The organism is Streptohalobacillus salinus, from assembly GCF_003201605.1.
GTDB classification, from domain to species: Bacteria; Bacillota; Bacilli; order Bacillales; family Amphibacillaceae; genus Streptohalobacillus; species Streptohalobacillus salinus.
This window is the reverse complement of record NZ_QJJR01000008.1, coordinates 59,013-70,824: the sequence shown is the minus strand read 5'-3', so window position 1 is coordinate 70,824 and position 11,812 is coordinate 59,013. Positions and strand designations below refer to the sequence as shown.

Below are 11,812 nucleotides of genomic sequence, written 5' to 3'. Positions count from 1 at the left end.
TTAAGGGAGATCGTTGCCAGCAGCACGATACAGCTGGTACCATTCCTCACGTGTCAGTTCAATATCATTTGCCTCCGTGATCTGACGCAAGCGGTCGGTGTTCATCGTACCAACAACCGGTTGAATCTGAGCAGGGTGACGCAGAATCCAAGCAATTGCCATTGTTGTTTTCGTTACCCCGTTCTTCTCAGCGAGCTCGCCAAGGGCTTGGTTTACTTCAGGGAAATCAGGGTGATCAACAAACGCACCCTTAATCATTCCGTATTGGAAAGGTGACCAGGCTTGTAGAGTCATGTCATTTAAGCGAGCATACTCAATAATACCTTCGCCTCTTTCAATTGATACATCATTTTCCATGTTGACATTGAGACCGGCATCAATCATTGGTGTATGCATCAAGCTCAGCTGAACTTGATTAATTATTAAATCTTCTTTAAGGTATTTTTTCAACAGATTAATTTGTGATGGGTTTTGGTTACTCACACCAAAATGTTTGACTTTGCCTTGTTGTTTAAGTTGTGTGAAAGCTTCAGCTACTTCTTCTGGTTCAACTAAAGCATCTGGGCGGTGTAATAAGAGAATATCCAAGTAATCTGTATTAAGGCGTTTTAAAATACCTTCTGTCGAATCGATGATATGATCCTTAGAGAAATCAAAAAAGCCTTTTCTAATGCCACATTTTGATTGTAAAATAATATCTTCGCGGCTGACGTTTGTTTGTTTAAATGCATCAGCGAACACTTCTTCAGATTTCCCACCTCCATAAATATCGGCATGGTCAAACAGGTCAACACCTAGATCGATGGCGTTTTGAATAATTTCAGTTGCTTCCGGGGTTGATTTGTCGGCTAGACGCATTAACCCCAAGGCAATGTTGCTTGTTTCTAAATCACTACTTCCGAGTTTTAACTGTTTCACATGTATCTTCCTTTCATTTTCAGGATAAGTCTAGTTTACCACGAATATGATAGCGAATACATTTATACACCTTGATTATTTGTGCGAACCTTTGATTATCTTTCGGTAACGGAACGTTTAAAAAAATGTTATGATGGAAGTAGAACAGTTAAAGAAAGAAGGGAATTCACTTATGTCAGATCATCAGTCGAATCGTCCGATTGTACGTATTGAAAAAAATATGCGTTATATTAATGGGATTATTAAACATAAAGGTCGTGAAATCTTAAAGAATTATTGTATTACAACCCCGCAGTTTATTGCCTTACAATGGTTGCTTGAAGATGGAGATTTGACCATTGGTGAATTGTCGAATAAAATCAATTTAGCTTTCAGTACAACCACCGACCTGGTTGATCGGATGGAAAAAAATGATTTAGTCGAGCGCCGCCGTGATACAAAAGATCGTCGTGTGGTGCGGATTCATTTGTTGAAAAAGGGAAAAGAAATTATTGAAGAAGTTATTGTTAAGCGTCAAGATTATCTTGAGGTTGTCCTCAGTCAAATACCTGAAGAGGAAGTTGCAGGTTTAGATAAACAGCTTCTCATGCTACTTGAGCGTATGGAATGGGATAAAGAAAATAATTAATACGTCACGAAGATGTACGAAAACGAGGGATGTAAGGTGAATAAACCAATTGGTGTAATTGATTCAGGTGTTGGCGGATTAACTGTTGCACGCGAGTTAATGCGACAACTTCCAAACGAATCATTGATATATTTAGGAGATACGGTCCGTTGTCCTTATGGACCGAGGCCAAGAGAAGAAGTGACAAAATTCACTTTTGAGATGGTCGACTTTTTATTGCAGAAAGAAATTAAATTGTTAGTCATTGCTTGCAACACTGCAACAGCATTTACACTTGAACTATTACGTGAAAATTTAACGATTCCAGTCATTGGGGTTATTGAACCAGGTGCAAGAGCGGCTATTTCTGTAACGGAATCTAAGGAAATCGGTGTGATTGGCACGATAGGGACAATTGAAAGTAAAGCCTATCCAGAAGCGCTGCATCATATTTCAAAAGATTTGGTTATTTATGATTTAGCTTGTCCGCAATTTGTGCCACTGGTTGAACGTGACCAGTTTTCTGATGAAGCAGCGTTTGATGTCGTTGAGAATGGGTTACTGCCCCTGTTAGGGCATCAGCAACTCGATACATTGATTTTGGGATGCACCCACTATCCTTTGTTGCATGAGCCCATTCAAAAAGTGATGGGTAATCACGTTGAAATCATTTCTTCAGGGGAAGAAACGGCACGAGAAGTCAGTGCAATTCTTAGTTACCAAGAGATGTTAAATGAGTCGGAAACGGCTGAAAAACATCGTTTTTATACGACTGGATCAAAAGTGGTTTTTGAGCAAATTGCGAACCGTTGGCTAGACCAACCGATCGAACACATTGAAGAGATAGTGATTGATCAATCACTTGATGACAAATAAAATCCGTTGATAGCTTATGCGTATGTATCAGTTATGGCGAAAGGGGACCAAGTATGAGACCAAATGAAAGAGCAGTTAATCAGTTAAGACCAGTAGAAATAGAAACAGGGTTTATTAAACACCCTGAGGGATCAGTATTGATTACAGTAGGGGAAACAAAAGTGATCTGTAATGCGAGTGTTGAGAACAGAGTTCCTCCTTTTATGCGTAATAAAGGAAAAGGATGGATCACTGCCGAATATCAAATGTTGCCAAGAGCGACTGAACAGCGAACCATTAGAGAGTCTTCAAAAGGAAAAGTCTCCGGAAGAACAATGGAAATCCAGCGCTTGATTGGACGTTCTTTGCGAGCAGTTGTTGACCTAGATAAGTTAGGCGAACGGACGGTATGGGTGGACTGTGATGTAATTCAAGCAGATGGTGGAACACGGACAGCCTCAATTACAGGTGCGTTTGTGGCGGTTGTGATTGCGTTAGGTAAGTTAGTTGATGATGGGGTATTAGACCAATTACCAATCACTGATTATTTGGCAGCAACGTCGGTTGGGGTCAGCCAAGACGGGACAAGTTTACTTGATTTAGAATACATTGAAGACAGTGAAGCGGCTGTTGATATGAATGTGATTATGACAGGTAGGGGTGAATTTGTCGAGGTTCAAGGGACTGGGGAAGAAGCAACCTTTACTCGTAAAGAACTTAATGAATTATTAGATTTAGCTGAAGCTGGCATGATTGAATTGTTTGATTATCAAGCAGATGCAATTGGAGTTTATAAAGATATGATTACCAATCAAAACGTTGAGGGCAAAGACAGTGAATAGAGTATTGATCGCAACCATGAACCCAGGAAAAGTAAATGATTTTAAAGTATTGTTTGAACCGCAAGGAATTGAAGTCGTCTCACTTTTAGACTTAGCTGATCCGATTGAGGATATTGAAGAAACTGGCGTAACGTTTGCGGAAAATGCAGCAATTAAAGCAGAGACGATTGCTGAAATGATGCAAATCCCGGTTGTGAGTGATGACTCAGGTCTTAGCATTGATGCATTAAACGGAGAGCCTGGGGTTTACTCAGCACGGTATGCAGGGCTAGAGAAAAACGATCAAAAAAATATTGATAAAGTATTAAAAAAAATGCAACATTTAAGCGGGAAAGAGCGTGCAGCTAGATTTGTCTGTGCAATGGCGTTTGCTGAACCTGGTAAAGAAACCATTATTAAGCACGGATATTGTGAAGGTTTTATTACAAGTGAAATGAAGGGCACGAATGGCTTTGGTTATGACCCGATTTTTCAACCTTTAGGTTATGATAAAACAATGGCTGAACTATCGCCTGAAGAAAAAGGGGCAATTAGCCACCGTGGCCAAGCATTGAGACAATTAAAATCAAGTTTATTCTAACTTATTTAGAAGGGGGTCATGTGTATGACACGTGTATTAATTGTTAGTGATTCACATGGATTTAAATTAGAACTAAAAAAACTCGCTGAACAATATGAGGGTAAAGTAGATGCGATGATTCATTGTGGCGATTCTGAACTTGGATATAACGCTAAGCCGATGGCTTATTTTGATCAAAAAGTAACCGGGAACTGTGATTATGATTCGGATTATCCGGATGAAGCAGTGTTTACGGTTGGCAATCTCACTTATTTTGTCGCGCATGGCCATATGCATCAAGTAAAAACGAGCTTAGATCCAATTAGTTACCGTGCAAGTGAACATGGGGCACACATTGTTTGTCATGGGCACTCACATTTGGCTCATGCGACGAAGCGCGGCGACCAATTGATTATTAATCCCGGAAGTATAAGACTTCCAAGAGGACGCCAAGAAGAGACCTACGCAATATTGACATCATCTGATAACGAAATTAATGTTCATTTCTATCAACTAGATGGTCATGAAGTAGAAGATTTAGCGATGACAATTCAGTTGTGAGGAAAGAGAGCTGTCATTCAATCAAAATGTCAGCTCTCTTTCAATTCAGATGGATTGCAGGAGCAAAATGAATGGTGATATCTGTCATGTATTGAAAAAGTTATTGACACAAATACCATTGAGCATTATAATAAAACTTGTCGGTTAAAGACAAGAACCTAAAAATACTTGTCATTTTTGATACATAAGCGGGTGTAGTTTAGTGGTAAAACCTCAGCCTTCCAAGCTGATGATGAGGGTTCGATTCCCTTCACCCGCTCCATATTTTGTCCCAGTAGCTCAGCTGGATAGAGCAACGGCCTTCTAAGCCGTGGGTCGGGGGTTCGAATCCCTCCTGGGATATATTTAAAACTTTTTAATCAACTTTGGTTAAAAGGTTTTTTTGATGCGCGCAATCACTTACTGTTTAAAAATCAGATCTGCCAAGCTTTTTTTTCCATTTGTAATTAAAGCTTACAACTGAATATAGTAGTAACTGACAAGGAAGTATAGAGTGCTACCATGTCAAAATATTTATAAAAACCGGAATTTAATGTGTAATTTTCATTTGTTTTAGGAACATAAATAATTGAAAATTCATCGTGAGTTTTCCATGAGATTGTTATTCGTATTTGTAGATCTTGTGTTTTTTGAGTTAAGCAATTTAGAAAATGTGATTCATTTCTATTCTACTCATCGCAAATAGAAAGCCTATTTTGTTTATTTCATACCACGATAAGATAGAAGATTGAAAGACCATGTCCACTATTGGGTAGTCACAAACCCATACTTCAAACAGACGATGAGGCCATTAAGAGGTGGAAAGGTGACGCCTGGCTAAACTATATGACTAGCCATAATAAACAATTTCACGTATAGTTGACTTGCACCATCAATATTTGATGATGATAATAAGGAGTGAATTATTTAATGACAAAACGAACAAAAAAAATAATCCTTGCCTCTACAATTATTCTGGTGGTTTTAGGGTTGATCTTTAGCGCTAGTCAGCTAATAAATGATAAAAAGGCCACGGAAGTAAATGAAGAAGATATAGATTTTAAGGCACTTGCAACAGCATATAGCATGCGTGAAATCACAGATTCAGATGCGTCGATTTCATCACACGAGCTCATCATTACTGAACCTGACAATCAAGTGAGAACCTACAATCTAGCGAAGGAACCGTTCTTTGTTTCGTTTGCCCCATACATTAACCAAACGCATCCCTGTGCAATTCATAGTTTAAGTGGATGCCAAGGAGAATTGGTAAATGAAGATTTTGAGGTATTAATTGAAGATGAACAAGGCAACATTGTTGTTGATCAAGTCATGACATCACAAGCCAATGGTTTCATCGATGTTTGGTTACCTAGAGATAAAGACTATCAAATAACCGTCACATATAACGATAAAGTGGTTCATTCTACATTCTCAACGTTTAAAGAAGACAATACTTGTATCACGACTATGCAACTTGCTTAGTGGCTAGGGCATTGAATTTGGGTACGAACAAAAAGGGCTGTAGCCCTTTTTGTTTTGAAAAATATTCTCATTAGAATAGAATATCCTTGTGTGTTGACTTAAAAACAAATGGATTCGCAAGAATACCGAGAAAAATCCAAAAGAGTGGGGCGACGCTTATCACGCTTATGTTAAAAAAGGCTTGCACCAGATAAGCAGCTACTCCGATTAAAAAGGGAAGGTATCGCCAATCATGTCTAGAGTGTGCGACACCCTTAAATAGAACAATAATGAGAAAACTAAGGTAGAATAGTAGTGAAGGAATCCCCGTTGTTACTGCGATGTGTAAATACTCATTATGTGCTTTGTCAAAGGTAATTAACCGCCCAAATCGTTCAATCGTTTCTTCATTATAGGATGCATTAAAAACAGTCCCTAAATTTTCTAGACCGTAGCCAGTAAGGGGGCGTTCTTTGATGAGTGCTAGTGTTTTAGTCCAAATATAAATGCGATTGGATCCAGTACGTTCATAATCTTCATCTTTAGAAATTACGGTTTTAGCTTCAGAAGAAATACTAAAAAATCGCTCGGCAACAAAGCCATGGCTATAACTATTTAATAGGACGATAATGATCGTGAATGAAAGAAGTAAGCTGCGGAATTCTTTTTTTATATTTGGTTCAATCAATCGATAAGCGATCAACAATAAGACTGTCATGACAAAACCGATCATTGCACTTCGCGTGTAGGTAATAATTAAGGCAGAGAAGATAAGTAAGGAAAAGATTAAGTGATAAATCTTTTTTGTTTTTAAGAAGAATAGGCTAAACACTGGTAACGTCAGCACTAGAAAAGCTCCGAGAAAGTTAGGATTTCCAATGGTAGAATAAGGGCGCTGGTGGATATTTCTTTCGGTGAATTGTTCAAAGAGCGGGTCGAAACCGAAATGCTGACTGAGTGCGTATGCGCTGACAAGGGTTGTAGCGAGTACCAATGCGATCATATGATATATGTTGAAGCGAAAGAAGTTTTTTGTGAAGATAAACAAAAATCCATAGGTGAACAGAGCAAGTAGACCTTCTTCACGTTCATCCGTACCAACAATAGAATGGTATGGATCGACAGAAAAAATAGTTGTGAATAAAAGGGTAATAAGATAAAGCAATAATAAATAGGTTAATTTGTCTTCTTCAATTTTTAGCTGGTTGCGATTTTTAAGATAAATAATAACCATTAGCCCAAAAATTAGGTAGAGTAAGATGACTTTTGGGTATGAAAAACGATTAGCTGCACTTGGAATAACGAGTAAAGGAATGCCAAGTAGAACAAAACTTAAAAGGTAATTGATTTGTTTTAATGCCATAGATGACCACACCTTTCCTTAACTAACTATGCCTAACTATAACATAATTGGTGATATAGTGGATAATTGTTACAGATTATCGTGTGACAAATATTTCTTGGTTTTCTAGTTAAAGATGAGGGTGTAAATTAATTCATGTTATACTAGTGAAGTCGATAAATATAGCGGGGGGAATGAGAAGTGAGGTTAGAAAAGCAAGAACATCAAGCGATGATTGATGATTTAATCCGCTATTTTGAAATTGAGCGCGGGGAACAACTCGGTTCGATTGAGGCAGAACAATTAATTGAATTTTTTAACAAGCACCTCGCCAATTATTATTATAATCAGGGTGTTGAAGATTCAAGACAACTTGTCGAAGACAAAGTACTTAATCTAGATGAGGACTTGCGAGCAATGATGCGGGTGAAAAAGTAGTGAATCACTGCAGGGGTTTAAAAGTTAGCCTTATGGGTAAATAGTAGTTAGTAACTTTTTCGTTAGCAATGAACAAGAGGGGGGTGAGAAGATGAAAGAAAGGGAACATAAAATCGTTCTGTTTCCTAAGGAAAAAGAGCGTTTAGAGAAACAAGCATTTCAATCGTTTCATAACCATCAATACAAAGAAGCACTTACGTTTTTGAATGAGCTGATTGACTATGGTGTTGAAGATATTGATGTGATTGTTGCAAAAGTCACTTGTTTAATTGAGTTAGGACGTCAAATTGAAGCGGAATACTTATTGGAAGATCAAATTGATCAACAAACAAAAGATTATTATTCTTACATAAACATTTATGCAACGGTTTTATTTCAAGCACATAAACATAAACGCGTCGATGAGTTATTAGCAGAAGCTTTAACAGAGGCAAAGTTGGAAAACCCGATGCGCTCACAACTCGAGAAATTATATGAAGTGAATCAACCACTAGTATCTGAAGAAGTTGATAAAGAAACAAGTATTACGAAACGTGAACTTGTTAGTGCATTAGAGTCAAAGGATGTTAATGCGCAATGGCATTTGATTAATCATTTGCAAGGTCAACCGATTACACCATACATATCTTTATTTGAACATATGTTAGCTGATGCCTCGGTACACCCTGTAATTAAGACGGTCGTACTTAATCTGTTACAAGCGAATCAATTTGAACAAGTTGTTTCGATTGAAAAATTCGGCCATTTCAAGGAAATAAAGCCGAAACGTTATCCATATATGAATGATCATCCGATTAAGAAGCAGTTATTAAGTGAATTAAGTGATATTGAACAAAAGGATCCAACCTTCTTTCGGATGGTCAATCAATTAATTGATCGGTATTTTTATGTTCACTACCCAATGGTTGAACACTTAGAAGATATTGCATTGGTAAAAGCAGCGTTACTTGCTCTTGTGGAAGGCTCGTTTAAGGAAACAATTGATGTTAGTGGCGAGAGAAAAGCTGATATTGAAGTGACGATTAATCGTTTTATTGAAGCTGAACAACTCTATTTTTCTGTGATAGAGGAGTAGTAAGTGAGATTAGATTAAAAAATGTAGACTGTTGATCACAATATGTTGAAACCATGATGGATTATGTTATAATATAAGGGTTGTAATTTGCGTTCGGTCTTGGATTACAGAAACGTATCACTAGAGAACGGCAAATAAAATCATATATACGTATTTATGGAGGGAAAATTAATGACAGCTAAATGGGAAAAACAAGAAGGCAATCAAGGTCTTCTTACCGTTGAAGTAGAAGCAGATCAATTTAAAGGTGCGCTTGATGAAGCGTTCAAAAAAGTAGTAAAAGATGTACAGTTACCAGGATTCCGTAAAGGTAGAATTCCTCGTGGCATGTTCGAACAACGTTTTGGTGTGGAATCATTATACCAAGATGCGGTTGATATCATTTTACCAGAAGCTTATGGTAAAGCAGTTGAAGAAGCTGGTATTGATCCAGTTGACCAACCTGAAATTGATATTACACAAATCGAAAAAGGCAAAAACCTAATTTTCACAGCAACTGTGACTGTTAAACCAGAAGTTAAATTAGGCGAGTACAAAGGTTTAGAAGTTGAAGTTGAAGACGTTAACGTTACAGACGAAGACGTAGAAGCTGATCTTGAAAATCAACGTCAATCACTAGCAGAACTTGTTGTTAAAGAAGAAGGTACTGTTGAAGATGGTGATACTGTTGTTATGGACTTTGAAGGATTCATCGATGGTGAAGCATTTGAAGGCGGATCAGCAGAAAATCATTCACTAGAAATCGGTTCAGGTTCATTTATTCCTGGATTCGAAGAAAAATTAATCGGTCAAGAAACAGGTGCAGAACTTGATGTTGATGTGACATTCCCAGAAGAATATCACGCTGAAAACCTTGCCGGTAAACCAGCTACATTTAAGGTTAAAATTCACGAAATTAAAGCGAAAGAATTACCAGAAATGGATGATGAATTCGCGAAAGATGTAGATGACGAAATTGAAACATTAACTGAGTTAAAAGAAAAAACGAAAAAACGTCTTCAAGAAGAAAAACAAAATCAAGCAGATTCACAAATGCGTGAAAGCTTAATCACGCAAGCAAGTGAAAATGCTGAAATTGATATTCCGGATGCGATGGTTGATGGTGAACTTGACCGTATGCTTCGCGAATTCGAGCAACGTCTACAACAACAAGGTATGACACTTGAAATGTACTTCCAGTTCTCAGGTCAATCTGAAGATCAACTGAAAGAACAAATGAAAGAAGATGCTAAAAAACGTGTGCGCACCAACTTAGTTCTTGAAGCAATTGTTGAAGTTGAAGAATTAGAAGCAACTGAAGCAGATGTTGAAGCTGAGTTAAATACGATGGCAGAAATGTATCAATTAGAAATGGATCAGTTGGTACAAATGCTTGGTGGTAACACAGATGCAATTAAAGAGGATCTTAAAATCAAAAAAGCAATTGATTTCTTAGTAGAACAAAGCGTTAAAAAATAATAGCTCTACTAAATAAGAAAACAAGGCGAGATTATTCGCCTTGTTTTCACCCTTACAAACACGCTTTTTAGTTATTAAAAGGGGTGTTTTATTTTTTTGCGCAAGCAAAAAGGTTTTTTCAATACTTTTTGATGAACTTATGATAAAATACATATGCTTTCGTTTTTGTGCACACGTTTATCTGTGTCATTAAACAAGCAAATAGTGGATAAGTACTATTATTTTAATTCTGATAAGTTATTTGATATGATGATAGTAATCGTCCGATGAAAAAGTTTTTGTTTACTATAGAGAGGTGACATATAATGTATAAATTTAATGAAGAAAAAGGGCAATTAAAATGCTCGTTTTGTGGCAAAAGTCAAGATCAAGTTAAAAAATTAGTCGCTGGTCCAGGTGTCTATATATGTGATGAGTGTATTGACTTATGTGCAGAGATTGTCGAGGAAGAACTCGGGACAGAAGAAGATATGGAATTCACAGAAGTACCGAAACCACAAGAGATTAACAAAATTTTAGATGATTACGTGATTGGTCAAAACAAAGCCAAACGTAATTTATCGGTCGCAGTTTACAACCATTACAAACGAATCAATGCACCAAAATCTACTGATGATATTGAACTGCAAAAAAGTAACATTGCAATGATTGGTCCAACAGGAAGTGGTAAAACCCTATTAGCACAAACGTTAGCGCGTATTTTAAATGTGCCATTTGCTATCGCAGATGCAACATCATTGACTGAAGCCGGTTATGTCGGAGAAGATGTTGAAAATATCTTGCTTAAATTAATTCAAGCAGCAGATTATGATGTGGAAAAAGCTGAAAAAGGGATTATCTACATCGATGAAATCGATAAAGTCGCAAGAAAATCAGAAAATCCTTCAATTACACGTGATGTTAGTGGTGAAGGTGTACAACAAGCATTGCTTAAGATTTTAGAAGGAACAACCGCTAGTGTTCCTCCTCAAGGTGGACGTAAGCACCCTCACCAAGAATTTATTCAAATTGATACAACCAACGTTTTATTTATTGTCGGTGGTGCATTTGATGGAATTGATCAGATCATTAAAGGTCGCCTAGGTAAAAAAGTCATAGGTTTTGGTGCTGAGACAGATGCAGGTGAGCTTGACAAAGCACAACTGCTACAAAAAATATTACCTGAAGATTTACTCAAATACGGTTTAATTCCTGAATTTATCGGACGTTTACCGATTATTGGAGCACTTGAACCGCTTGACCAAGATGCCCTGGTAGAAATTTTAACACAACCGAAAAATGCTTTAGTTAAACAATATAAACGCCTATTCGAAATGGATAATGTTGAACTTCAGTTTGAAGAAGATGCGCTTGTAGCTATTGCCCATAAAGCAATGGAACGAAATACAGGAGCACGTGGCTTACGTTCGATTCTAGAAGGTATCATGTTAGATGTTATGTTTGAGCTTCCATCACGGGAAGATATTAAAACGTGTGTTATAACTAAGGAAACAGTCGAGAATGAAGCAAATCGTCCAAAACTGTTACTTGAAGATGGCTCAGAATTAAACGAAACAGAAGAAACAGCGTAATGATTGTTTTAATCCCTTGTCTTATGCAAGGGATTTTCTGTTCTACATAAAATATAGTTGAACATTGTCGCTAGCAAAATGGTTGATAAATAGTGACGTGAGGAAGGCCCGCATCGATATAGAGAAACAATCAACGTTTGGGA

Annotated in this window: 12 protein-coding genes and 2 tRNA genes; 12 read left to right on the top strand and 2 right to left on the bottom strand. The window is 37.3% G+C overall.

The features are described 5' to 3' along the window. Nucleotides 1–918, bottom strand: a complete 918-nt coding sequence (locus DES38_RS08015) for an aldo/keto reductase (protein WP_110251595.1) — start codon at nucleotides 916–918, stop codon at nucleotides 1–3. 172 nt (nucleotides 919–1,090) lie between these two features. Here DES38_RS08015 and DES38_RS08010 point away from each other — a divergent pair, with 172 nt between their 5' ends. The 8 genes from DES38_RS08010 (at nucleotide 1,091) to DES38_RS07975 (ending at nucleotide 5,806) form a co-directional block, all read left to right on the top strand. After that, complete coding sequence (locus DES38_RS08010; protein WP_110251594.1) at nucleotides 1,091–1,546, top strand: MarR family winged helix-turn-helix transcriptional regulator; 456 nt, start codon at nucleotides 1,091–1,093, stop codon at nucleotides 1,544–1,546. A 36-nt stretch (nucleotides 1,547–1,582) separates the two neighbouring features. After that, complete coding sequence (racE, locus tag DES38_RS08005) at nucleotides 1,583–2,401, top strand: glutamate racemase (protein ID WP_110251593.1); 819 nt, start codon at nucleotides 1,583–1,585, stop codon at nucleotides 2,399–2,401. A 53-nt stretch (nucleotides 2,402–2,454) separates the two neighbouring features. Further along, a complete protein-coding gene (gene rph, locus DES38_RS08000; RefSeq protein ID WP_110251592.1) occupies nucleotides 2,455–3,222 on the top strand; it encodes a ribonuclease PH in 768 nt (255 codons plus the stop codon). Continuing rightward, the gene (locus DES38_RS07995) at nucleotides 3,215–3,802 is read left to right on the top strand and encodes an XTP/dITP diphosphatase (RefSeq protein ID WP_110251591.1); all 588 of its coding nucleotides are present in this window, start codon (nucleotides 3,215–3,217) and stop codon (nucleotides 3,800–3,802) included. The genes rph and DES38_RS07995 overlap by 8 nt, the downstream gene beginning before the upstream one ends. A gap of 24 nt (nucleotides 3,803–3,826) precedes the next feature. Then, nucleotides 3,827–4,342, top strand: coding sequence for a metallophosphoesterase (locus DES38_RS07990; RefSeq protein WP_110251590.1), 516 nt, complete (start codon nucleotides 3,827–3,829; stop codon nucleotides 4,340–4,342). Between the two features lie 188 nt (nucleotides 4,343–4,530). After that, nucleotides 4,531–4,604: transfer RNA gene (locus tag DES38_RS07985), tRNA-Gly, on the top strand. A gap of 6 nt (nucleotides 4,605–4,610) precedes the next feature. Continuing rightward, nucleotides 4,611–4,684: transfer RNA gene (locus DES38_RS07980), tRNA-Arg, on the top strand. Nucleotides 4,685–5,251: 567 nt separating this feature from the next. After that, entirely contained in the window at nucleotides 5,252–5,806 is a 555-nt protein-coding gene (locus DES38_RS07975) for a CueP family metal-binding protein (RefSeq protein ID WP_110251589.1), read from the top strand. A gap of 70 nt (nucleotides 5,807–5,876) precedes the next feature. On the opposite strand, the gene DES38_RS07970 is transcribed toward DES38_RS07975, so the two are convergent. Further along, nucleotides 5,877–7,148 (bottom strand): O-antigen ligase family protein, encoded by a 1,272-nt coding sequence (locus DES38_RS07970; RefSeq protein ID WP_110251588.1) that lies wholly within the window; start codon nucleotides 7,146–7,148, stop codon nucleotides 5,877–5,879. A 180-nt stretch (nucleotides 7,149–7,328) separates the two neighbouring features. Between DES38_RS07970 and DES38_RS07965 the strand changes: the two genes are divergently transcribed. The 4 genes from DES38_RS07965 (at nucleotide 7,329) to clpX (ending at nucleotide 11,669) form a co-directional block, all read left to right on the top strand. Next, entirely contained in the window at nucleotides 7,329–7,565 is a 237-nt protein-coding gene (locus DES38_RS07965) for a DUF2164 domain-containing protein (RefSeq protein WP_110251587.1), read from the top strand. 91 nt (nucleotides 7,566–7,656) lie between these two features. Continuing rightward, a complete protein-coding gene (locus DES38_RS07960; protein ID WP_110251586.1) occupies nucleotides 7,657–8,640 on the top strand; it encodes a tetratricopeptide repeat protein in 984 nt (327 codons plus the stop codon). A gap of 171 nt (nucleotides 8,641–8,811) precedes the next feature. Next, nucleotides 8,812–10,098: a trigger factor gene (gene tig / locus DES38_RS07955; RefSeq protein ID WP_110251585.1), complete on the top strand. Its 1,287-nt coding sequence runs from the start codon at nucleotides 8,812–8,814 to the stop codon at nucleotides 10,096–10,098. Between the two features lie 305 nt (nucleotides 10,099–10,403). Further along, nucleotides 10,404–11,669, top strand: a complete 1,266-nt coding sequence (gene clpX / locus DES38_RS07950; RefSeq protein ID WP_110251584.1) for an ATP-dependent protease ATP-binding subunit ClpX — start codon at nucleotides 10,404–10,406, stop codon at nucleotides 11,667–11,669. Nucleotides 11,670–11,812 lie beyond the last annotated feature (143 nt).